The organism is Cobetia sp. LC6 (assembly GCF_030264805.1).
GTDB lineage: Bacteria > Pseudomonadota > Gammaproteobacteria > Pseudomonadales > Halomonadaceae > Cobetia.
Genome location: NZ_JASSPL010000012.1, coordinates 89,876 through 112,986, shown reverse-complemented (window position 1 = coordinate 112,986; position 23,111 = coordinate 89,876). Strand labels below are relative to the sequence as shown.

Here is a 23,111-nt window from a genome sequence, read left to right as displayed (position 1 = left end):
CGGGCTTTTTCTCTCCATACATCGGAACTGGTCAGCGTGACTCCGAGGTCTCGTGGGGCGTATCCAGCACCAGCGACTCGGCCAGCGGTGTCGGCTCAACGCCTTCAGTCCCCTCGCCCTCTTCAAGGCGCTCCAGCTTGAAGCCGACCATGGCATAGGCCACCGCCAGCGCCAGATTGATCAGGTTGAACAGCGCAAAGGGCAGGTAGCTCAAGGTCGCGACGCCGAGGGTGGCCGCCATGTAGGCGCCGCAGCTGTTCCAGGGAATCAGCGGCGAGGTGATGGTGCCGGAATCTTCCAGCGCGCGTGACAGGTTGACCGGCGCCAGGCGACGACGACGGAACTCGGCGCGATACATGCGCCCCGGCAGGATGACCGAGATGTATTGATCCCCGGTTACCACGTTGGAGGCCAGGCAGGTGCCTAGTGTGGTGATGACCAGCGAACCGGCGTTGCGTGTCGCGCCCAGAAGGCTCTGCACCAGGCGCTCCAGCAGGCCAAGGCGCTCGATCACACCACCGAAGGTCATCGCCGACAGGATCAGCCACACGGTGTTGAGCATGCTGCTCATGCCGCCCTTGGAGAGCAGCGAGTCGATCACCTCATCACCGCTGTGGGAGACATAGCCATCGAACATCGACATCCACACGCCCTTGAGCAGCGCCATGGCGGTGGACATGTCAGTGACGCTTGCCAGCCCCACCACCGCCTGCGGCTGGAAGATGACCGCGAAGACGGCGCCCAGCGCCGCGCCGATGAAGATGGCCGGGAAGGCGGGCATCTGACGCACGGCCATCACCAGCAGCACCAGAAGCGGAATCAGCAGGTGCAGGCCGATGTTGAACTGCTCGCCCAGCTGGGCACGCAGGTTGGCGACCTGCTCCGGCGTCTGCAGACTGGAGACGGAGTCGTGGCCGAGCCACAGAAAGCCTGCCAGCGCGAGCAGGATGCTGGGCACGGTCGTCCACAGCATGTGACGAATGTGCGCGAACAGCGTGGTGCCGGCCGCTGCCGGCGCCAGATTGGTGGTATCGGACAGCGGCGAGAGCTTGTCGCCGAAGTAGGCCCCGGAGATCACCGCGCCGGCGGTAATCGCTTCGGATAGCCCCAGGCCATCGGCAATACCTATCAGTCCGATGCCGATGGTACCGGCGACCGTCCACGAGCTACCCACCGACAGCGCTACCAGAGCGCATAGCAGACAGGCGGAGGCATAGAAGTACTGCGGCGCGATCACGTCCAGGCCGTAGTAGATCATCGCCGGCACGGTGCCGCCGAGAATCCAGGTGCCGATCATCGCGCCGACCGCCAGCAGGATCAGGATCGCCCCCAGCGATATCTGGATGCCCTTGTTGATTCCCTCCTCGATATCGCTCCAGCGATAGCCATTCTTGAGGCCGATGATCCCTGCGATCATCGCGCCGGACAGCAGCGCGACCTGATTCGGTCCCCAGGAGGCATCGGCACCGAACAGCACCACCGCCAGCACCAGCATGGCGATGACCAGCACGATGGGAATCAGGGCATCCAGCAGAGAAGGCGGACGATAGCCGCCGTCCTCAGCAGAGTTATCAGGGTGTTGTTGCATACAAGACACCATCTTCAAGGAATGAGGACGCCGACACGCCGCGTGGTGACGGGCATGGCAGAAGACACGGAGAATGGGGAGCAACGCCGCAGCGTCAGGCGGGGCATGCCGTCAAGGCCAACCCCTGCGCGTGTCGCCAGGCGATCTGGGGCGCATTATATCGACCAAGGTCGAAGACCGAAACGGTCATGGATGCAGGCATGTAGCAAGGCCCTCGTCCATAAAGCGACCTCCACAATGCGAACGCCCCCGCCAGCAAGGCTGACGGGGGCGTGGCAGGGCGCCTTGCGAATCACGCCGTGATCATTTGCTGACCAGCTTGACGCGGGAGAAACCGAAGCCCTCGAGCACCTCTCGCAGTTCGCGGGCATTCTTCTTGAGCTCGACACGCAATGTGGAGAACTCGCGACGCAGCGGATATTCGCGTCGATAACGCACGAACCCCTCGGCATTGCCGAAACGGCGCTGATAGCGACGCAGACCCAGCGCATCGCGGCGCACGTCATAGCAGGCGCGTACGCAGAGTCCCAGCGCCTCTTCCGGCGGTGCCCAGCCCGTCAGCACCAGCTTGCGCAGCCACGGGTCCGGCTTGAGCTGACCCAGCTTGCGGCGCGCCGGCAGCCCGAAGTGACGACAGGCCTGCTGATAGATGATCTCGGTGCCCTGCATCTTGCCATCCAGGCTATGCCCGGCGATGTGCGGCGTGGCAATGTCCACCAGTGCGGCCAGCTCGGCATCGATATCCGGCTCGTTTTCCCACACATCCAGCACGGTCAGCAGATCAGCCTGCTCCTTGAGGCGCTGCTTGAGCGCCGCGGTATCGACACAGCCACCGCGGCCGGCACTCAGCAGCACGCTGCCGGGCTTCATGGCGCGGATACGCTCGGCATTGATCAGATGATGGGTCGGATGCTCGCCACCGGTGACCATCGGGGTGTGCACGCAGATGACATCACACTCGGCGACCAGCTCATCGAGGTCCACGAAGCGGGACTTCTCGGGACGCTCATCGCTCTGGCTCTCAAGCGCGGCGCGCGGCGGGTCACAGACCAGCACCTCGGCACCCAGCGACTCGAGACGCTTGACCAGCCGTGACCCGACCTGCCCGGCTCCGACCACGCCGAAGCGGCGGTCCAGCTGCAGATCCAGCCCTTCCTGCTCGGCCAGATGCCATAGCGACGACAGCACGTAATCCACCACCGAGTCGGCATTGCAGCCCGGCGCGTTGGTGAAGTGGATATCGTTGGCTGCGAGCCATTCGAGATCGGCATGGTCGGTGCCGATGATCGGCGAGCCGACGAAGCGCACCCGCGTTCCTTCCAACAGCGCCTGATCCACGCGCAAGGTAGAGCGACAGATCAGCATGTCGACGTCCTTGAGGACGGCATTGGTGATCTCGCGAGTCGGCATGCAGGTCACCTCTCCCAGTTCGGAGAAGAATTCCTCTGCCAGAGGGACGTTATCGTCCACGATGATGTGCATCTGTTGCCTTTCCTTGCTGTGGCAATGAGTGTCGCTGCGGGTTCACGGGCCAACATGAGCGCCTGAGTGACTTCACACCTTGCCGCAAGGCACGTGAAGATTACAATGGTATGCTTGCTTGCCCGCCGCCGTGCCATCTTAGGCGCACGCAACGGGCGTCACAAGCTCATGATTGAGTCCAGCCACCATCGTTTCGCCTCGGGAGTCACGCGTGATCATCCGCTGGGAAAGCCACCACGATTACGTTCTGGTCCATGTGCATCAGGACATGTTCGGCGACTGGATCGTCAGCCGCTCATGGGGCCAGATCGGCACCCAGTTCGGCGGATTGAAGCACGATCTCGCCGAAAGCCACGAGCAGGCCATGACCTGGGTCAGCGACCTCGCCCACATCCAGGCCTCACGCGGCTACACCAAGGTGCTGGAGGCCACGGCCGACAGCCCGGAAGCCGAAGACGCCATGCGCCAGATGTCACTGCTAGAGAGCTAGTGCGCAGCACGGTGCCGGACACGAAAAGACCGCCGCTACCCTGAGGTAGCGGCGGTCTTTTTTCACCAGCATCACGCGACACGCCTGCGCCTCTCAGCGCAGAAAGCGACGCCCATTGCGCAGGGTGGGGCCCTGCGGCTCAATGGCTGAGTCGTGCTCGGCCGGGGGCGTCATTTCGACACCCTGCTCGATGCCCTTTTCGACACCCTGCGCGCGCAACCACTCCGGCAACACCTCTTCGCCATCGGCCAGCGAATACTCCGCACCCGAGGCGCTCGCCAGTACAGGGATGCGCGTCGCGTAACGCTCGCTCAGCTGCGCATCGAAGGCAATCTCGACCCGCGTGAGCGTGATATCCGCCCCCAGCGCCTGCAGCGTGGCTTCCAGCCGAGCGCACAGATGACAGCCCGCCGTGGTGTAGAGCCACAGCGGGACGCTGGCCATCGCTCAGCCCTTCACATCGCTGGCGCGACGGATGCGGAAGACGTGGTGGATATCCGGACGACGCTTGAAGTCCGGGTCCAGCAGCTTGCGCGACAGGTCTTCCACCACATGGTGCTGGCTGACGCTGTCATCCATCACGAAGCGACGATGGTTGTTGGAGAAGATCAGCGTGCCGCCCGGCGCCAGACTGGCCATCGCCAGGTCGATCAGGCGCGCGTGATCACGCTGGATATCCAGGGTGCCTTCCATCTTCTTGGAATTGGAGAAGGTCGGCGGGTCGAGGAAGATCAGGTCGAACTCCTCGCGGGAGCGCTCCAGCCACTTCAGGCAGTCGGCACGCACCAGCTGGTGGCGTTTCTCGCTGATGCCATTGAGCTTGAAGTTCTCGCGCCCCCAGTCCAGATAGGTATTGGACATGTCGACGCTGACGCTCTCGCTGGCACCGCCCAGCACCGCATGCACGGTGGCCGTCGCGGTATAGCAGAACAGGTTGAGCACCCGCTTGCCATCCGCTTCCTTGCCCAGCAGCTTGCGCACCGGACGGTGATCCAGGAACAGGCCGGTATCCAGGTAATCCTTGAGATTCACCCACAGCCTGGCATCGCCTTCCTGCACCTCGATACGCTGACCGGAGCTGTCCTGGCGCGTGTACTGCGCCTTGCCTGCCTGACGCGTGCGTTGCTTGATGTGGATATCGTTGGGCGAGCAGCCCAGCACCTGCGGAATCGCCGCCAGTGCATCCATCAGACGGCGCTGCGCCTGACTGGCATCCACGGACTTGGGCGGCGTGTATTCCTGAACGTGCACATGACGGCCATAGATATCAATGGCCAGCGCGTACTCCGGCATGTCGGCATCGTAGAGGCGATAACAGGTGGTACCGCTCTGCTTGAGCCAGCGTGCCAGTGACTTCTGGTTCTTCTTGAGGCGATTGGCGAACATCTGGCCGCCCTCGCTCAGCGCGGGCTGACTGCGGGCATCTTCGGCCACGCTGTCTTCATCGGCCGTACGCTCACGCGCCGCCACATCGATCATCAACAGCTTGCAGTCGAGCTGACCGTTGCGGAAGGCATACTGGCGATGCGCACGCAGGCCGAGGCGGTGGCCGAGATCCGGGTTGCCGGTGAACATGGCCAGCGTCCAGCCGCCGAAGTGACGTTTCATGCGCTCACCGAGGCTTGCGTAGAGCGGCACCAGTGCCGGCAGCTCGCCCAGACGCTCACCGTAGGGCGGGTTGGTCATCACCAGGCCAGTGGTGGCGCCCTCGGGACAGGTCAGCTCGGCGACGGAGGCGCCTTCCAGCTCGATCAGCGCCGGAATGCCGGCACGCATGGCGTTGGAGCGCGCGGCAGAAATCGCCTGCGGGCTGTGATCGCGACCGAACAGACGTGCGGTGACCTTGCGGCGCCCGGCAATTGCACGCTGCTCCATCTCTTCCCACAGGCCCTTCCAGATGCGCTCGTCATGGCGCCCCCAGTGGCGGCAGGCGAACTCCTGGTTCAGCGACTGCGGCGCGATATCCGCCGCCATCAAGGCTGCTTCGATCAACAGCGTGCCGGAGCCGCACATCGGGTCGACCAGGCTCTCGCCATGCGCCGCACGCGCCGGCCAGTCGGCCCGCATCAACAGGGCCGCCGCCAGGTTCTCCTTGAGCGGCGCATGGGCGAGATCAGGACGGTAGCCACGCTGATGCAGGCTGCGCCCCACGAGGTCGATGCCCAGGGTGATGTAGCCATTGTGCAGGTGCGCGTAGATGCGCAGATCTGCATTCTTGCCATCGACGGTCGGCTTGTTGCGGCCTTCCTCGAACATCGCCTCGACGATGCCGTCCTTGACGGTCTGGGCACCGAAGAAGGTGTGGCGAATATCTTTCCATGTTCCGTGGAAATCGACGGCGATGGATGCACGATCCGGCAACTCCATCGCCCAATCGACACCCGCACTCGCCTTGCGCAGTTGCTCGCCGGTGTCGACGCCACCCACGCGAGTGAGCAGACGAATGATGCGGTTGGCCAGTCGCGACCACAGGATGGTGCGGTAGGCGGTTTCCTGGCTACCGTTGAAGTGTACGCCAGCGACGGTCGTGCCAGTCACCTCGGCACCCAGAGTCGTCAGCTCATCGGCCAGCAGCGTTTCGATGCCACGCGGGCAGGTCGCAAACCAGGTAGAGAGCGAGTTGCTGGGCGCGCGGGGTGTAGTCGCAGAGGTCGTATCAGTCATGAATCTCTCACCGGCAGGCGCCGGACTTATTCCTGTGAGTTGGCTTCTGGCACTAGCGATATTCCTATACGGCTGTCGACAAGCCAGAGGCAGTGTTCTAAAAACTATAGGTGTAGCTGCAATTCGGAAAGGTGACACGCCATGCGAAATCGAGGATCAAGGGACACGGGCCTCATTCGGGCAGCCCACCTGTGCCGCTCAGGAGATCGGACTTCCGGCACGGCAAGGCAGTCGCTTTTTCATCATCACGCTCGAGCATATACAGGCAAGACCTTCCATCATCTCACACTCGTGACCTTTTCCGACAAGAATGGCCAACGACGCGAGGTGATGATGCACGAGGCCGGCAGTGCCCGACAGGGCATCGGCCAACTCTCTCACTCGGCATGTCCAATGGCAGGACAACCGCGGCCAGACAAGGTCTCGCCGGGTATGTCTCGCCATCACTGACACGCAGTGCCGATGGGTTCTCACTTAGAGGTCATCCATGAAGAGACAGAAACGTGATCGCTTTCAGCGTGCCTATGTTCACGGCTACAAGGCTGGTGTCACCGGCCGTTCCCGTGATGATTGTCCCAGTATCGATGTCAATCTACGTGAATTCTGGATGAGCGGCTGGCGTGAAGGCCGCGGGGACCAATGGTCGGGAATGACCGGCGTCTCCGGCATCCACAAGAACCCCATGGTGCTCAGCTGAGCACCGCGTGACGCCAAGGTTCATCATCCGCGACCAGGAGGTCATCCCATTTCAGGAAAGCGGCACGTCACGGAATGACACTGGCAATACGGCGCCTGGCGCCTTTCACCCCGCCGACGCAGCCTGATGCGCTGCCCAAGCGGATTCTCCGGCATCACGCCACCGACTCCTGACATGTTACAGGGTCGGCTGGCACGTACAGAGAGGACTCGAGGTGTTCACGGTGAGTCGGTTTAGCGACATCACCCGGAAAATCCCACGGAAGTCGCCCAGCGACACGTCAAATCACCAGGGAGGTAACGCCTTATTTCTATCTTGATGACGCGCGGCACTGACAGGCAAGAGACGCAGTAGGCAATGGGGCCAACTCGCTTCACTTCCTGAAAGGCCGAGATGTTGGCGCTCGTGTCGTTTCAATCGTGGTATGGCTCCAGAAGAGGAGGCGCAGCAGGCGACGGCCTGCGAGGACGACGGTCCAGCGCGGAGCACGACACGGGCAAACGTTCACCTTGACTGCATCAGCAGGTTCTTTCCAGGCCTGCTTCAACCATCCACGCACCCGATGAGCTCAAGGGGCCAACCCCCAACCGCCGTTTCTGACGGCAAAAGCGCTTCGCATCGTGCACGCTGGCTGGACATGGCAGCCAACACGACAACGGCAGATCACGCATCACTTCCCTGCCGTTGTCATATCATCATTCACGCCGGTACCGAGGCCGCCTTCTGATGTCAGGAGGCGGCTTTTCCGTGTCAGCCCTTCCCCCACTCGCAGTCTCTTGAAGCGCCGTGAGTGGGAGATACCAGCATCACGCTGCGACGGAACCCAGGCTGGATCACACCTTGATCAGGGTATCGGCCTTCTCCAGTGCGCGCGCGCACTCACCGACCAATACCGGGCCGCGGTAGATCAGCCCGGAGTAAAGCTGCACCAGATCCGCCCCCGCGGCGATCTTCTCGCGCGCACTCTCGCCATCGGTGATCCCTCCCACACCGATGATCGGCATGTTCGGCAGCGCTTCACGCAGGCCACGAATCACCCGCGTCGACGATTCACGCACCGGGGCGCCGGAAAGTCCGCCCGCCTCCTGCGCATGCGGACTTCCCGCGACTGCCGTGCGCTCGATGGTGGTGTTGGTGGCGATGACACCATCGATGCCGTTGTCCGCCAACGCCCGCGCCACGAACAGGATTTCCTCGCTGTCCATGTCGGGCGCGATCTTGATCACCAGCGGCACCTTCCTGCCGCGCTCGGCATCGAGCTGATCGCAACGCTGGCGAAGCCCGGCCAGCAGCTGGCTGAGATGATCACCGAACTGAAGATTGCGCAGCCCCGGGGTATTGGGCGACGAGATATTGGCGGTGATGTAGTCGGCGTGAGCATGCACGGCATCGAGGCAGACCAGATAGTCGCTCAATGCATCATCCACCGCCGTGGTCAGGTTCTTGCCGATGTTGATCCCCAGCACGATACCAGAGGCAGCACGCGCCTGACTGGCCTTGACCTTCGCGACCAGATGCTCGACCCCGGCATTGTTGAAGCCCATGCGGTTGATGATCGCCTGATGCTCCGGCAACCGGAACAGACGTGGCTTGGGATTGCCGTCCTGCCCTTTCGGCGTCACCGTGCCGACCTCCACGAAGCCGAAGCCCAGAGCGGCGAGCGCATCGAGGTGATCGGCATTCTTGTCGAGACCTGCCGCCAGGCCAACGCGATTGGGGAACTCGAGCCCCATCAGCGAGACCGGATCACGTGGCGCTTCACCGCCCAGACCGCGCGCCATGCCGAGGCGATGTGCCATGTCCAGCGCACTCAGCGTCACACCATGAGCTGTTTCCGGGTCGAGCTTGAAGAGAAGCGAGCGAGCAAACGAGTACATGATGATCTCCAGACAGCGGGCGGCAGGGTCGTGACGACAGCATAGCTGGGCGCGAAGTATACCCGAAGCCCGTGGGGACAGACACTGTGCGCCGGCATGCTCGCGCTGCTGTCGATAAAATCGCTCACGCCAAGGCCGACACCATTGCTCATGCTCAGGGTAACAAGAAAGGGCGGCCCGCTGGGCCGCCCTGGTGTCACACCCGACTATGCCGGAGTCATGCCATGCAGATCATTTCACGTCGAGCTGCTGCACGCGCACGGTGTAGTTGTTGACACCCTGCATGGAGGAGCCGAACTTCTGACCGCTGACCCAGACGGTGTAACGCCCCGGCTCCAGCACGGTCTTGAGGTGGAAGTCGCCCTGGAAGCCTTCGCCCTTGTCGCTGGCGACGGTGTTGCCACTCTCGTCCAACAGGCGCATCTGCAGCTTGTAGGTGCCTTCGCTGCCCGGGAAGGTCTCGCTGTCGATGGTCACGGTGCCACGGTCCGCGACATCGAATGTCATGACCTCGCCCTTCTCGAGAATGCGCACGTCAGTGACGATCTCGTCGAAACGATGATCCGGCTCCGCTTCGGCTTCCGTCACGGCAGCACTGCCCGTGGCAGCAGCGGCAGACGTCTCGGCTGCAGCAGTCGCGGCTGCCGAAGTAGTAGTGGCGGCGGCGCCCGTGGCAGAAGCGCCTTCAGCTGCCGCATTGCCTGTCTCGGCCGCCTTCTTCTCGCGGGCGGCCTGTTCGGCAGCGGCAACGGTGGCCGGCTTGATGGTCGCGACTTCATCGTTGGCATCGACGAAGGCGGTACGACGGCCATCGCCATCGGTGTCGAGGAAGACCAGGCCGTTGCCGGTCTCGATGCCGCTTTCCTCGGCAGACAGCTTCTCGCCACTCTCGCTCAGGCCTGCGACGTTGATTTCATAGGTGTTGCCGCCGGACTTGCCAGCCCCCAGCTTGTCGGCGCGCACACGCAGCTTGTAGACGCCCGGCTCCAGCTCGGCATTCATGTTCAAGCCATCGGAGGCCCTGTCACCTTCCGCAGTGGCCACGACCTCGCCCTGCTCACTCTCGAGCGTGGCCTTCATGGTATAGGGGTCGGTCACATCGAAACTGGCGACGCCATCGATTTCGTAACGCCCGGCTTCCTTGATGGTGAACTGGTGCACGCTGGTGCCGCCGAACAGGAAGTTCTGGCTGTGGGCATCACTGCGCGGCTTGAGGAACTTTGAGATGTCCAGCTTGCCTGCCGCTTCTTCTGCACGCTGCTGAGCGGGGCTGCCATCGGCCAGCACGGCCTGGGATGCCAGCGTGGACAGACCGAGCGCGAAGGCGCAGGCGAGGGGTAATGCACGATATGACATGGTGTCTCTGCCTTGTTGTACTGATGCTTAGAAAACAGAAGCCTCCAGCGAGCGCCGCAGCGACTCCGAGACTTGAAATGAGGGTCTGAAAATCAAGGACTGAAAACAGGGTCTGCAGAAAAGGATGCCACCATCAGGGCCTGTATCAGTCTCTGCACTGGTCGCCATTCAGCATACCAGACAGCTGGCGACAGTTACCTTACCGCAGGCTTCAGCTATCAATTTTTTATTTATCCCCCATGAAAAAGCCCTCACCGGGGGTGAGGGCTTCTATCAGCGAGTCATCAGCTACTCGCCACTTGCGTCAGCTCTTGCTGCATTCGAGGCCGAATGCATCAGGCTTCGCGCTTGGACTCGGCCAGATCGACCAGCTCGCGCAGGGCGACCGCGAACAGCGGGAAGCTCAGCTGAGCACCGCCCTTCATCTCGCCGAGCAGTGAGCACCAGCGGCTGACCAGACTCTCGTGGCTGGCCATCCAGCTGTCGACACGCTCATCGATCTCGCGCGGTGCATTGTCCTGCTTGAGCACGCTGACGGTCAGGGCCAGCTGCTGACGATCGAGATCATCGCGGAAGCTCTCACGTGCCTGCGCCTGCCAGCTGTCCTGCACCTCAAGGCCGTTGATCTTGTCACCGACCCACGGCAGCTCCAGACGATGGCCGATGCCGTAGAAGGCTTCTGCCACGCGATTGATCTTCTCGCCGGTCGCCTTGGCCGCCTCGATGATGCCAAGCCCTGCATAGAGACTTGAGGTCGCGGCGATGGTGCTGGCCAGGGCCTCCGGCACGCCTGCCTCGACATAGCTGTCGCGACGCGCTTCCCAGTTCTCGCGGGCTTCGCCCTTGAGACGCTCACCGATGCTCTCGGAGAGCTGAGCCAGACGCGGGGCGAAGTGGCCGATGCATTCCTTGACGCCCATGGCGCTGCGCTGACGCAGGAACCAGCGAGTGGCACGACGCATCAGGCGCATCAGATCGCCCATCATGCGGTACTGCAGTTCTGCCGGCACCTGGTGATCGAGGGCCTCGATCTGGGTCCACAGCGCTTCCAGATTGAAGCTGTCACGCGCCACGATGTAGGCACGCGCGATTTCCGCCTTGTCGGCACCGGTGGTGTCTTCCAGGCGACGCACGAAGGCGATGCCCATGTGGTCGACCAGGTCATTGGCGATCTGGGTCGCGGCGATTTCACGCTTCAGACGGTGCTGATACATCTCTTCCGGGAAGCGCTCCATCAGCACGCGCGGGAAGGCGCGCTCGAGGTGCTGCTGCACGTAGCTGTCGTCCGGCACGTCAGAGGCGATCAAGCTGGTCTTGAGATCGCTCTTGGCGTAAGAGACCAGCACGGACAGTTCCGGCAGGGTCAGGGCTTCACCGGCGTTGGAACGCTCGATCAGCGCCTCATCGGACGGCAGGAACTCGAGTTCACGGTCCAGGGTGCCGGCCGCTTCCAGCTCATTGATGAAGCGACGGAAGACGCCCATGCCTTCCTTGGACTGCTGCTCGGAGAGCGACAGCGCCTGGGTCTGGCGATAGTTGTCCTTGATCACCAGCTCGCCGACTTCGTCGGTCATCTCGGCCAGCTGCTGGTTGCGCTGCTTGTCGGTCAGGTCACCGCGGGCGACGATGTCATCCAGCAGGATCTTGATGTTGACCTCGTGATCCGAGCAGTTCACGCCACCGGCATTGTCGATGAAGTCGGTGTTGACGCGCACGCCACGCTTGGCCGCGGCTTCCATGCGCCCACGCTGGGTCAGCCCCAGGTTGCCGCCTTCGCCCACTACCTTGCAGCGCAGCTCACGGCCGTCGATGCGCAGGCCATCGTTGGCCTTGTCGCCAACCTCGGCGTGGGTCTCGGTGGAGGCCTTGACGTAGGTACCGATACCGCCGTTCCAGATCAGGTCGACCTGCGCCTTGAGCATCGCATTGATCAGCTCGTTGGGCGCCAGATGGTCGGCACTGATGTCGAAGACTTCCTTCATCTGCGGGCTGATGGCGATGGTCTTGGCATCACGCGAGAACAGACCGCCACCTTCGCTGATCAGGCTCTTGTCGTAGTCGTCCCAGCTGGAACGCGGCAGACGGAACAGACGCTCGCGCTCGGCGAAGCTCTGCGCGGTGTCCGGATTCGGATCGACGAAGATGTTGCGGTGGTTGAAGGCACCGACCAGGCGGATCTTCTCGGACAGCAGCATGCCGTTGCCGAAGACGTCACCGGCCATGTCACCGATACCGACAACACTGAACTCATCTTCCTGGATGTTGATGCCCATCTCGCGGAAGTGACGCTGCACGCTGACCCAGGCGCCCTTGGCGGTGATGCCCATGCCCTTGTGGTCGTAACCGTTGGCGCCACCGGAGGCGAAGGCATCGCCCAGCCAGAAGCCGTACTCGTTGGAGATGGCGTTGGCGATGTCGGAGAAGGTCGCGGTGCCCTTGTCGGCCGCGACGACCATGTAGGGATCGTCTTCGTCATAGCGCACGACGGCCGTCGGGGCCACCACGTCACCACCGGACAGGTTGTCGGTGATGTCGAGCAGTGCGCGGATGAAGATCTGGTAGCAGGCGATACCTTCCTTCTGGATCACGTCGCGGTCGGTGGTTTCCGGCATGCGCTTGCAGACGAAACCGCCCTTGGCGCCGACCGGCACGATGACCGCGTTCTTGACCTGCTGTGCCTTGACCAGACCCAGCACCTCGGTGCGGAAATCCTCATGACGGTCAGACCAGCGCAGGCCACCACGTGCGACCTTGCCGCCACGCAGGTGAACACCTTCGACACGCGGCGAGTAGACGAAGATCTCGAACATCGGGCGCGGCTTCGGCACGTCAGGAATGCTGCGCGTGTCGAGCTTGAAGCTGATGTAGTCCTTGGCCTGGCCATCTTCTGCCGGCTGGAAGAAGTTGGTACGCAGCGTGGCCATCATCAGGTCGACGTAGCGACGCAGCAGGCGGTCGTCGTTCAGGCTGGAGACCTGGTCGAGCAGACCATTGATGCGCTCGCGGCAGGCGTTGACGTCATCCTCGCCACCCTGACCCTGCGGGTCGAAGCGCAGGTTGAACAACTGCACCAGTTCGCGGGTGATGTCCGGATGACTGCCCAGCGCATTGGCGATGTAGGCCTGGGAGAGACCGAAGCGGATCTGCTTCAGGTAACGCGCGTAGGCACGCAGCATCGCCACTTCACGCCAGTCCAGGCCAGAGCCGATGATCAGGCGATTGAAGGCATCGGATTCGGCTTCGCCGGACCAGATCTTCTTGAAGGCTTCGATGAAGCTCTCGCGCACTTCGGAGAGCTCGACCGCGCCCTTGCCGTGATGCTCGAGATCGAAATCATGCACCCAGCAGGAGGAATCGGTGCGGGTGATCTCGTAGGGACGCTCACCGATGACACGCAGACCGAGGTTCTCGAGCACCGGCAGTACGTCGGAGAGCGGAATCGGCTGATGCTTGTGGAACAGCTTCAGGTTGACACCGGAGTTGTCGTCCTCGACCAGACGATAGGTGCTCAGGCCGACGGCCTGACCTTCGTCCAGCGCGCGCAGGTGGCCCACGTCATAGACGGCGGTGCGCGGCGAGAAGTCGTCACGGTAGCTGCCCGGGAAGGCATCACGGTAGCGAGTCATCAGCTCGTTGGCCTGCTCTTCACCGAAGCCTTCGACCATGGCGGCGTGCAATTCGTCACGCCAGCTGCGGGCCAGCTGAGCGATCTTGTTCTCCAGCGCGCGCATGTCGTACTGGCCCGGTTCATCGCCCTTGAAGCGCAGAATGAACTGGATACGCGTCAGCACGGACTCGGAAAGATACGGCGTGAAGTCACCGAAGGTGGCGTTCAGCTCTTCGCAGAGCAGATTCTGGATGCGCACGCGCAGGTCGGTGGAATAGACGTCGCGAGGCACGAACACCAGTACCGAGAAGAACTTGCCGAAGCGGTCTTCACGCACGATCAGACGCACGCGACGACGCTCGCGGATGTTGAGGATGCTGGTGGCGGTACGGGTCAGCTCGTCCGTGGAGATCTGGAAGAGATCATCACGCGGATAGACTTCCAGAATCTGCAGCAGGTGCTTGCCATTGTGGCCCTTCGGGTTGACGCCGGCGGCTTCCATGACGTCCTGCACCTTGCGACGCAGAATCGGCACGTTGCGCGGGCTCTGGTTGTACACCGTGGAGGTGTAGAGCCCCAGGAAGCGGCGCTCGCCGATCACGCGGCCTTCTTCATCGAAGCGCTCGACGGTGATGTAGTCCGGGTAGGCCGGACGGTGCACGCGGGCGTGGAAGGCGCTCTTGGCGAAGGACAGCAGTTCCGGAATCAGCACGTACTGATCGCTGTTGACGCTCTGCTGGTGACGGGACTGCTCGTGATAACGCTCGAGGTCCAGCTTGAGCACGCCCAGTTCGGAGCCTTCAACCTTGTTCAGCACACGGGTGCCGTCTTCCTGCTCGTCGACGGTGTACTCGTCATAGCCCAAGAAGGTGAAGTGGTCGTTGCCCATCCACTGCATGAAGTCGCAGGCTTCCTGGTGGTCAGCCTCGGAGACGGTCGGCGGACGGTTGTCACGCAGCTCCTGCAGCGCCTGGGCGCCCTGGCTGCGCATGGCGTCGAAGTCAGCGACGGCAACGCGCACTTCGGCCAGCACTTCACGCAGGCTGGTCTCGAGGTCTTCCAGTGTCTCGGCGTCGTTGTGACGATCGACCTCGATGTAGATCAGCGACTCGCGGTGCTGCGGGGCGTTCTCGGCACGCGGTGCCGTCACGCGCTCCAGCTGGCCAGCGTCATCACGTGCGACTGCCAGCACGGCGTTGTGGATGGCGTGGACGGTGATGCCACGACGATTGAGCTCGATACGCACGGAATCGACCAGGAACGGCATGTCCGGGTGCAGCACTTCGATGATGGTGTGCGTCGACTGCCAGCCATGCTTCTCGAAGTCCGGGTTGTAGGCACGCACCTTGGGAGCCTCAAAGCTCTGCAGGAAGTGCCATACGGCCAGGGTGGAACCGTAGAGGTCATCCAGCTTGCGCTCGGCCATGTCCTCGAAGGAGGCCGTTGCGTGATAGTCGCGCGCAAACGCCGCGATCACGTCCACCTTGTCCTTGGGAAGTCGCTTGTCCAGCTGCTCTTCGAGCTGCGCAAGAAATTCCTGCTTGCCGTCCGTCGCCACGTGTAGCATCAATCACCTCGACTGACCTGATGGATGTATCAGGGAAAATAGTCATAGAGAGTCTGCGCCGGCCAAAAGGCGTTGCAGCACAGACTCATGCAGTGCATCACAGACTAGCGCAGTCTGCGCCTCTGCCCCATGCCTGTTCCATATTGGTCATGCAGCATTACATCTGTGCATCGGGTATTGACTTGGCGGTCCGCGCATGAAACGAAAGTCTAATTCGAGTGACTGTCATGTGCGCAAAAAAAGCCCCGTCGTCCCCTACCTGACAGGTAGATGACGACGGAGCTCTGGTTTTTCAAACGATTGGCGCGATGCCTGACCCATGCGGGCGTGACGACAGTTGCCGATTTGATGACGCGCTTATCTGCGCACCAGATAGACACCGCACTCGAGGTGGTCGGTATACGGGAACTGATCGAACAGCGCGAAGCGTTCGATACGGTGCGTGCGACACAGCACCTCAAGGTTGTCGATCAGCGTCTGCGGGTTGCAGGAGATGTAGACGATACGCTCGTAGCGCGCGGTCTGCTCGCAGCTGTCGGCATCGAGGCCGGCACGCGGCGGATCGACCAGCACGGTGCGGAAGTCGTGGTTGTCGAGGTCCATCTCCGCGACACGACGGCCCGCCTTCTCGCCTGCCAGCGCCAGCGAGAAGTCCTCGGCCGACATGCGCGCCACCTGGGCATTGTCGATGCTATTGGCCGCCAGGTTGACCTGCGCCGAGGCCACGGAAGTGCGCGAGATCTCGGTGGCCAGCACGCGGCGGAAGTTCTCGGCCAGCGCGATGGTGAAGTTGCCGTTGCCGCAGTAGAGCTCGACCAGATCGCCCTGCTCACGGCCTTCCGCCTGCGCCTTGTCAGGATGGGTCACGTCTCGTGCCCAGCTGAGCATCGAGCGGCAGATCTCGGCATTGGGCTGGGTGAAGCTGTTCTCGACCTGCTGATAGATGTACTCGCGGCCATCGACCTCGAGACGCTCGAAGACGTGATCGCGGGTCAGCACGATATGCTGCTTGCGCGAACGCCCGATGATCATGATATCGAGCTCTTCTTCCAGCGCGCGCGCCTCGGCTTCCCAGTCTTCGCCGAGCTTGCGATGGTAGATCAGCGTGACCAGTGCCTCGCCGCTCAGGGTGGTGAGGAACTCGCACTGAAACAGACGCTCGCGCAATACCGGGCTTGCCTTGAGGCGCTCACGCAGCAGCGGCATCAACTCATTGATGCGCTGGCTGGCGACCGGAAAGTCGTCCATGCGCACGACCGTCTTCTTCTTGTTGCCTTCGTCGTCAAACTCGACCTCGAACATCGCGTAGTAGAGGTCATCATCCTCGTGCCAGATACGGAACTCGCAACGCATGCGGTAATGGCTGGGCGGCGAGGGAAATACCTCGAGTTCCGGCGCATCGAAGGCAGCGAAACGTGCGCGGGTCTGCTCGGCCTTCTCGGCGAGCTGCTGTTCATACTGACTGGGATCGACGACGGCGATGGCCACACTGACTCCTGCCTGCGGGCATACCGCAGCACTGAAACGATGAGCAAAGGGACGCGGGCACGTCATGGTGAACCATGCCAATCACGTCCATTCAAAGGTTGGGCGCGCTAGCCTACCATCGGCAGCGCGAAGCTCAAGCGCCAAATGGCGGGCCAAGGCGGGCGCAGGCAGGTGCAAGGGGGCCGCGAGAGCCAACGCCCCTACCCCTCAGACGTCGCACGACAGCGCCTGCGGCACGGCGAAGCCCTGGCTGGCCAACGCCGTGGCCAACCCCGGCTGCCGGGCATCCGTCGCCAGCGCCATGTGCTCATGCGGTGCTGGTTGAACCGCTTGAGCGACTTGCCGAGCAGCCTGAGCGAATTGCTGATCAGCCGCTGCCGCAGGGTCAAGCGCCAGCACCTCTGCCACGCGGCGGGCGATTGCCGCGCCGGAATCCACCAGCGCCACCCGAGACTCGCCCAGTACCTGCGAGATGTCGGCACCGAGCAGCGGGAAATGCGTGCAGCCGAGAATCACCACCTCCAGCGCCTCGACCGCCGCCAGATCTGCCAGACTGGCCGCCACCACCTCGGGGCGCGCCGGCTTGCCGCGCAGACGCCGCTCGGCCTCCGCGACCAGCGGATCGGCGGCGACACGAATCACCTGACAATCCGCCGCGAAATCGTGGATCAACTGCTCCGTATAGGCACGTCTTACCGTGGCGGAAGTCGCCAGCAACGCGAACACCGGCGGCTCGCACTTCTCACGACGTGCTGCACTCTGACGCGCACGTGCCAACGCCGCCGCCGGCTTGATGGCGGGCACGGTGCCGATCACCGGAATCGACAGCGCTTCGCGCAATACCGCCAGCGCCAGGGTGCTGGCGGTATTGCAGGCCACTACCAGCGCACGCGCCCCACTTGCCTCCACCGCCGCCACGCACACCTGCGCGATACGAGCCACCAGCCAGTCATCGGGTTTGGTGCCATAGGGCAAGGCGGCATTGTCACAGACATAGGCCAATGGCAATGAGGGCCATTGGCGGCGGATCTCTGAAGCCACCGAGAGCCCTCCGACCCCCGAATCGAAGATCAGCACCGGGGCACCGGGGGATTCGGCCTGGACGTGAGACGGACAATCGACGGAGCCGGAAGGGGCGGCGAAAGGCACCATGGTGAGAGTATCTCGTGCTGCATGAAGGAAGGGCGACGGAGCTGGCGCGCTATTTTACCTGCTTGGTGACGATGTAGGTGAAATAGCGATCGATGCCCAGTTCCGAGACCAGCCAGCGGTCGATCAACCGCTGGTAGGCATCGATGCTGGCCGTCTCCAGCCGCAGCAGATAATCCACGCCTCCACCGACCGCCACGCACTCGATCACCTCATCCGCTTCACGCATCGCCCGCTCGAAGCGCTGGAAGCTGCCAGCATCATGATGCTTGAGGTGGATCTCGACCCACACCGGCGTGCGCGGGGCGGCCGCCTGGGAAGCGCCGCCCTGCTGATCACTCAGGCGCTGCTGATTGATGATGGCAGCGTAACCCTCGATGATGCCGGCCTGCTCGAGGCGCTTGACGCGCTCCCAGCACGGACTGACCGACAGGTTGATCTCCTCGGCCAGCCGCGACTTGGTGATGCGGCCATCGCGTTCGAGTATCGCCAGAATCTTGAGATCGAAGGCATCCAGTTTCGGCGCTGGCAGCGAGCGGGAAAGGGGCGCGCTCATGAGTCCTCTCGCGCCAGATCGTCCACGACTTCCGCGATCACCGCCAGGGTATCGCCCAGACTCACCTGCGCCGGGAAACGCCGCGCCACCAGCACGCCATCACGCTCCGCGCGATATTCCACCGCCGCCTGACCGGCGCGCCCCAGCGGATAGACCCGCGCCACACATTGCCCCGCCGTGACCTGCTCGCCGAGTGCCACGCAAAGCTCCAGCAGCCCTTCATGCTCGCTCTGCACGTAACAGCTGGCATCCGGCATGTCGATCAGCAGCGGCGCGTTCGCCTGGCTGGCACGCTGGCGCTCGATGACCTGCTCCAGATCCGCGCGACTGCGCTCGCGCAGCACACCACTGAAGGCGAGGAAGTTGTCGACGCCACGGTCGGCGATCGCCTGACGCTCCGGCGTGGTGGAGCCACCGCCGCCCAGCTCCGTGGTGACGAAGACCTTGCCCTGGCGCTCCACCGCGGTGTCGTAGAGCGCCTCGGCGTCCAGTTCGAACATCATCATCGCCGAGGGCGCCCCGAAGGCCAGCGCCCCGGCCAGGCTCTCGGCTTCCTGCAGACGACACTGCTCGACGCCCAGCGACTCCTCGAGATAGTCGAGACGGTGCGCAGCCGCGAACGGCAGGATATCCAGGGTGCGACCACCGGAATGCAGGTCCAGCGCATAGTCGCACTGCGGCACCAGCACCCGGGTGAAGTAGTCGGCGATCTGCTCGGTCGGACCGCCGGTGGGGCTGCCGGGGAAGCTGCGATTGAGATTGCCGCCATCGAGAGGCGAACAACGCCGCCCGGCCCTGGCCGCCAGCGCATTCATGGTCGGCACGATGATGACGCGCCCCTGCACGTCCTCAGGCGTGAGACGCGCCGCCAGCTTGTAGAGTGCGGTGATGCCCTCGTACTCGTCGCCATGATTGCCGCCGGTCAGCAATACCGTTGGCCCCTCACCATTGGCGATCACGCTGATCGGGGTCATCACCGCGCCCCACGCCGACTCGTCAGTCGAGATCGGCAACTTGAAGAAACCGTGCTGAACGCCATCGGCGAACAGATCGATGGTCAGACTGATGGGGGACTCTCGCATGACACCACTCCTTGTTATGGCGGGCTGCTGACACTTGTCGGCAGGCTATTTGACGAACAGCTGGCGCGGCACATCACACAGCGGCTCGGCACCGTTTTCCGTGATCAGGATCGACTCGGTGATCTCGAGCCCCCAGTCGTCCATCCACATGCCGGGCATGAAGTGGAAGGTCATGCCCGGTTCCAGCACGGTCTCGTCACTGGGGCGCAGACTCATGGTGCGCTCGCCCCAGTCCGGTGGATAGCTGATGCCGATGGGATAGCCGCAGCGTGCGCCGCCACGGTCGAAGCCGTACTTGTCCATCGCCGCGCCCAGCGCCAGCGCGATGTCACAGCAGCGATTGCCGGGCTTGGCGATGGCCAGTCCACTCTCGATGCCTTCCAGCAGGGCAGACTCACCGCGCACGAAATCGCGCGGCGGGCGGCCGAGAAATACGGTACGCGACAGCGGCGCATGATAGCGCTTGTAGCAGCCGGCCAGCTCGAAGAAGGTGCCCTCTCCCTGGCGAAATGGCGTGTCATCCCAGGTCAGGTGCGGCGCAGCGGCATCACTGCCGGTGGGCAGCAGCGGCACGATGGCCGGATAGTCGCCACCGAGAATCTCACCCTCGGGGCCGATCACGCCCTCGACGCCGACCCGGTAGATCTCCGCGACCAGCGCACTCTTGGGCAGGCCCGGCTCGATCATCTCCAGAATGCGTGAATGCATGCGCTCGACGATGCGCCCGGCCACGCGCATGTAGGCGATTTCCTGCTCAGACTTGATCGCGCGACACCAGTTGACCAGCGAATTGGCATCCACCAGCCGCGCGTGGGGCAGCTCCTTGACCAGCGCCAGGTGCGCCCGCGCCGAATAGTAATAGTTGTCGAGCTCGACCCCGACGACCCCATCGTGCCAGCCACGCTGCGGCAGGATGGACTGGGCGAGAAACTCCATCGGGTGCATGTCCGGATTCTGCACGTAGTAATCCGGATACCACAGGATGTTGTCCTCGCCCATCCAGCAGGTACGCAGGGCGCCGTTGCCGTCCTGACGACGCCCATACCAGACCGGCTCGCCGGAAAGCCCCAGCAGCACGCATTGGTGCACATAGAAGGACCAGCCGTCATAGCCGGTCAGCCACGCCATGTTGGAGGGGTCGGAAATCACCATCACATCGATGCCGGCGCGCGCCATGGCCTCTCGTACCCGCTGGATACGCGCGCGATACTCGCCGATGGTGAAGGCCTGACGGCCAGCGGACAGCGCGCGTGGCGTCCAGTCACTCTCGGTGGCCGGTGCCTCGCTGCTGGGCAAGGTGGCCAGGCCAGCGAAGGCTGGCTGGGGCGCACCAGTATGGGGCGGGAATTGACTCATGCAGCGCTCCTTTTCGATCAGGCCTTGAGGCAAGCAGCACGTTGGGGCGGAGCCAGTGGCCATACGCAGGGCCAGGCAGCGGGTGACCGACCTGCCAGCCGCACCGGGCTGACAATGGCTGCCTGCACCGCGAGCGGACGATGCGCCCCGCGGGTCGGCAGGGTCGGCGTACATGCATACATCCGAATTCCCCTCTGGATTCGAGTCTGTCACTCTGCCAACAACGGGTCAAAGGACGACTCTGGCACTGTCGCCCTTCGCTTGAGCCCTTGCAAGGCCTGCGCCATCGCCGCCCGCGAGCAGGCCATGCCCGCAAGACAATGGCGCATGATGAGGCGACAACTCCAGTCCCTTTGCACAGAGCCACGAACAGAGCCTACGAACAGGCCGGGACGGCTCAAAAATCCCGACCCGCCACCCAGCGTTACTGAAGAGGAGAACAGCATGCGGATACTGGTACATCATGAACGCGCCGAACGCTGGTGCGATGCTCTGCGTCAGCGCCTGTGCGATACCGCCGGCGCCAAGGGGTCGCGGCAAGGAGAGTCGTCGGAACCGTCATCGAAGCAGTCATCGAGACAAGCGCCGCTGGAAATCGTTGCCGATGACGGCGAGATGCTGGGCGATGTGCTGGTGGTATGGGCTCCGCCCGCAGCGCTGTTCGAGCGCCACCGCGGTCACGACGTCAAGGCGATCCTCAATCTGGGGGCGGGCGTCGACAGCCTGCTCGACAATCCGGCACTGCCTGACGATGTGCCGGTGCTCAAGCTGAGCGATGCCGGCATGGCCAGTCACATGCTGGATTACGTGCGCTATGGCCTGCTGCATTTCCGGCGTGATTTCGACCGCTATGCCAGACAGCAGACGGACTCACACTGGGCCCCGCACCGCGTGGTGCGCGCCCATCAGTACCCGGTGGCAGTGCTCGGGCTCGGCGCCATCGGCAGCCAGATCGCCGAATCACTGGCGGCAGACGGCTATCCGGTACATGGCTTCAGCCGTAGCGCCCACACGTTGCAGGGCGTGACCTGCCACCATGAGACCGGCGAAGGGGGCCGCACCCTCCAGCAAGTGCTGGGCGACGAGTCGCTCGGCCTCAAGGCGGTGATCAACCTGTTGCCCAATACGCCGGTCACGAGAGACGTGTTGAACGCCGACGTCTTCCAGTCCCTGCCCGACGACGCCGTGCTGATCAATCCGGGGCGTGGCAGCAGCGTGGTCGAGGAGGATCTGGTCGCGGCGCTCGAGGAAGGCAAGCTCAGGGGCGCCCTGCTCGACGTCTTCCAGCACGAGCCACTGGCCGAGGACAGTCTGCTGTGGCACCAGCCGCGCGTGGTCATCACACCGCATGCCGCCGCGCCGACCCCGGTGGCCGAGGCCGCCGACCAGTTGGCGGACAACATTCGCTGCATTCAGCAGGGTGAAGTGCTGACCGGCATCAGCCGCGAGCACGGTTATTGAGCGCGCTGGTGCGAGGAACTTGCCCAGCGATCAGGCTTCACTGCCTGAAAGTGGTCACAGCGGCAGCGCGGTGGTCGTCTTGATGCGCTCCATCGCGAAGCGGGCCGACACGTCGCTCAGCTCGTCGATGGTGTTGACCAGTCGCTTGTAGACGCGGTCGTAGGCGTTCATGTCCTCGACCTGCACCTTGAGGAGATAGTCGTAGTCACCGGCCATGCGATAGAACTCGGTGACTTCCTCGATCTCCTCGACGATAGCCACGAAACGCTCGAACCAGGCCCGCGAGTGATCGCGGGTCTTGAGCTGCACGAAGGCCGTCAGCCCCATGCCGATCAGCTCGGCGTTCAGCAACGCCACCCGTGCGGTAATCACACCACACTCTTCCAGGCGCTTGAGGCGCTTCCAGCAAGGAGACGTGGTCAGATGCACGGCTTCCGCCAGCGCCGCCAACGACAGGCTGGCATCGCGCTGCAGCAGCCGCAGCAGGGCGCGGTCCGTGGCATCGAGCACTATTTTCTCCATTACCTTCACCTCGCAATGAATTCTTGCCATGAAACATGGCTCACGCCATGACAACTGGCAAGTTTTGCTTGGCGGCTGGTCGTAGCATGAAAGCTCCTTCCTGCGACCGGAAATGCCGCCATGCCGACCACAGCCTCGCCCTCGACTGCGCCTTTCAGCACGCCCGCAG

16 protein-coding genes are annotated in these 23,111 nt (G+C 63.2%); 3 read left to right on the top strand and 13 right to left on the bottom strand.

Annotation, left to right across the window (positions count from 1 at the left end):
- Positions 1–31: 31 nt before the first annotated feature.
- Both nhaC and pdxB read right to left on the bottom strand, forming a co-directional pair.
- Entirely contained in the window at positions 32–1,588 is a 1,557-nt protein-coding gene (gene nhaC, locus QQF40_RS13835) for a Na+/H+ antiporter NhaC (protein ID WP_175089269.1), read from the bottom strand.
- A 303-nt stretch (positions 1,589–1,891) separates the two neighbouring features.
- Positions 1,892–3,070 carry a 4-phosphoerythronate dehydrogenase PdxB gene (gene pdxB, locus QQF40_RS13830; RefSeq protein ID WP_285461679.1) on the bottom strand — a complete coding sequence of 393 codons (1,179 nt, stop codon included), beginning with the start codon at positions 3,068–3,070 and terminating at the stop codon, positions 1,892–1,894.
- 211 nt (positions 3,071–3,281) lie between these two features.
- Here pdxB and QQF40_RS13825 point away from each other — a divergent pair, with 211 nt between their 5' ends.
- Positions 3,282–3,560 (top strand): WGR domain-containing protein, encoded by a 279-nt coding sequence (locus QQF40_RS13825; protein WP_043334304.1) that lies wholly within the window; start codon positions 3,282–3,284, stop codon positions 3,558–3,560.
- A 93-nt stretch (positions 3,561–3,653) separates the two neighbouring features.
- Here the strand turns inward: QQF40_RS13825 and QQF40_RS13820 are convergent, their stop codons facing one another.
- Together QQF40_RS13820 and rlmKL are read right to left on the bottom strand one after the other, a co-directional pair.
- Positions 3,654–4,004, bottom strand: a complete 351-nt coding sequence (locus tag QQF40_RS13820; protein ID WP_175089266.1) for a glutaredoxin family protein — start codon at positions 4,002–4,004, stop codon at positions 3,654–3,656.
- Between the two features lie 3 nt (positions 4,005–4,007).
- Positions 4,008–6,224, bottom strand: coding sequence for a bifunctional 23S rRNA (guanine(2069)-N(7))-methyltransferase RlmK/23S rRNA (guanine(2445)-N(2))-methyltransferase RlmL (gene rlmKL / locus QQF40_RS13815; protein ID WP_285461678.1), 2,217 nt, complete (start codon positions 6,222–6,224; stop codon positions 4,008–4,010).
- 487 nt (positions 6,225–6,711) lie between these two features.
- Between rlmKL and rmf the strand changes: the two genes are divergently transcribed.
- A complete protein-coding gene (rmf, locus tag QQF40_RS13810) occupies positions 6,712–6,921 on the top strand; it encodes a ribosome modulation factor (protein WP_043334308.1) in 210 nt (69 codons plus the stop codon).
- Positions 6,922–7,754: 833 nt separating this feature from the next.
- Here rmf and QQF40_RS13805 read toward each other — a convergent pair.
- From QQF40_RS13805 to doeA, 8 genes are all read right to left on the bottom strand, one after another.
- Positions 7,755–8,798 (bottom strand): quinone-dependent dihydroorotate dehydrogenase, encoded by a 1,044-nt coding sequence (locus tag QQF40_RS13805; protein WP_175089263.1) that lies wholly within the window; start codon positions 8,796–8,798, stop codon positions 7,755–7,757.
- A 231-nt stretch (positions 8,799–9,029) separates the two neighbouring features.
- On the bottom strand, positions 9,030–10,154 hold the full coding sequence (locus tag QQF40_RS13800) for a hypothetical protein (RefSeq protein ID WP_285461677.1): 1,125 nt from the start codon (positions 10,152–10,154) through the stop codon (positions 9,030–9,032).
- A gap of 335 nt (positions 10,155–10,489) precedes the next feature.
- Positions 10,490–15,328, bottom strand: coding sequence for an NAD-glutamate dehydrogenase (locus tag QQF40_RS13795; RefSeq protein WP_285461676.1), 4,839 nt, complete (start codon positions 15,326–15,328; stop codon positions 10,490–10,492).
- A gap of 357 nt (positions 15,329–15,685) precedes the next feature.
- On the bottom strand, positions 15,686–16,816 hold the full coding sequence (gene trmA, locus QQF40_RS13790; RefSeq protein WP_175089260.1) for a tRNA (uridine(54)-C5)-methyltransferase TrmA: 1,131 nt from the start codon (positions 16,814–16,816) through the stop codon (positions 15,686–15,688).
- 207 nt (positions 16,817–17,023) lie between these two features.
- Entirely contained in the window at positions 17,024–17,968 is a 945-nt protein-coding gene (murI, locus tag QQF40_RS13785) for a glutamate racemase (protein WP_285461675.1), read from the bottom strand.
- Positions 17,969–18,017: 49 nt separating this feature from the next.
- The gene (locus tag QQF40_RS13780; protein WP_175089258.1) at positions 18,018–18,521 is read right to left on the bottom strand and encodes an Lrp/AsnC family transcriptional regulator; all 504 of its coding nucleotides are present in this window, start codon (positions 18,519–18,521) and stop codon (positions 18,018–18,020) included.
- Complete coding sequence (doeB, locus tag QQF40_RS13775; RefSeq protein ID WP_285461674.1) at positions 18,518–19,603, bottom strand: N(2)-acetyl-L-2,4-diaminobutanoate deacetylase DoeB; 1,086 nt, start codon at positions 19,601–19,603, stop codon at positions 18,518–18,520. Before doeB ends, QQF40_RS13780 begins: the two co-directional genes overlap by 4 nt.
- 45 nt (positions 19,604–19,648) lie before the next feature.
- Positions 19,649–20,959 (bottom strand): ectoine hydrolase DoeA, encoded by a 1,311-nt coding sequence (doeA, locus tag QQF40_RS13770; protein WP_175089256.1) that lies wholly within the window; start codon positions 20,957–20,959, stop codon positions 19,649–19,651.
- A 444-nt stretch (positions 20,960–21,403) separates the two neighbouring features.
- Here doeA and QQF40_RS13765 point away from each other — a divergent pair, with 444 nt between their 5' ends.
- Positions 21,404–22,420, top strand: a complete 1,017-nt coding sequence (locus tag QQF40_RS13765) for an NAD(P)-dependent oxidoreductase (protein WP_285461673.1) — start codon at positions 21,404–21,406, stop codon at positions 22,418–22,420.
- A 54-nt stretch (positions 22,421–22,474) separates the two neighbouring features.
- Here the strand turns inward: QQF40_RS13765 and QQF40_RS13760 are convergent, their stop codons facing one another.
- The gene (locus QQF40_RS13760) at positions 22,475–22,972 is read right to left on the bottom strand and encodes an Lrp/AsnC family transcriptional regulator (protein WP_285461672.1); all 498 of its coding nucleotides are present in this window, start codon (positions 22,970–22,972) and stop codon (positions 22,475–22,477) included.
- Between the last annotated feature and the right edge of the window lie 139 nt (positions 22,973–23,111).

Coding starts and splice junctions, on each gene's coding strand:
- nhaC (WP_175089269.1), bottom strand. CDS start 1,588: ATGCAACAACACCCTGATAACTCTGCTGAGGACGGCGGCTATCGTCCG.
- pdxB (WP_285461679.1), bottom strand. CDS start 3,070: ATGCACATCATCGTGGACGATAACGTCCCTCTGGCAGAGGAATTCTTC.
- QQF40_RS13820 (WP_175089266.1), bottom strand. CDS start 4,004: ATGGCCAGCGTCCCGCTGTGGCTCTACACCACGGCGGGCTGTCATCTG.
- rlmKL (WP_285461678.1), bottom strand. CDS start 6,224: ATGACTGATACGACCTCTGCGACTACACCCCGCGCGCCCAGCAACTCG.
- rmf (WP_043334308.1), top strand. CDS start 6,712: ATGAAGAGACAGAAACGTGATCGCTTTCAGCGTGCCTATGTTCACGGC.
- QQF40_RS13805 (WP_175089263.1), bottom strand. CDS start 8,798: ATGTACTCGTTTGCTCGCTCGCTTCTCTTCAAGCTCGACCCGGAAACA.
- QQF40_RS13800 (WP_285461677.1), bottom strand. CDS start 10,154: ATGTCATATCGTGCATTACCCCTCGCCTGCGCCTTCGCGCTCGGTCTG.
- QQF40_RS13795 (WP_285461676.1), bottom strand. CDS start 15,328: ATGCTACACGTGGCGACGGACGGCAAGCAGGAATTTCTTGCGCAGCTC.
- murI (WP_285461675.1), bottom strand. CDS start 17,968: ATGGTGCCTTTCGCCGCCCCTTCCGGCTCCGTCGATTGTCCGTCTCAC.
- QQF40_RS13780 (WP_175089258.1), bottom strand. CDS start 18,521: ATGAGCGCGCCCCTTTCCCGCTCGCTGCCAGCGCCGAAACTGGATGCC.
- doeB (WP_285461674.1), bottom strand. CDS start 19,603: ATGCGAGAGTCCCCCATCAGTCTGACCATCGATCTGTTCGCCGATGGC.
- doeA (WP_175089256.1), bottom strand. CDS start 20,959: ATGAGTCAATTCCCGCCCCATACTGGTGCGCCCCAGCCAGCCTTCGCT.
- QQF40_RS13765 (WP_285461673.1), top strand. CDS start 21,404: ATGCGGATACTGGTACATCATGAACGCGCCGAACGCTGGTGCGATGCT.
- QQF40_RS13760 (WP_285461672.1), bottom strand. CDS start 22,972: ATGGCAAGAATTCATTGCGAGGTGAAGGTAATGGAGAAAATAGTGCTC.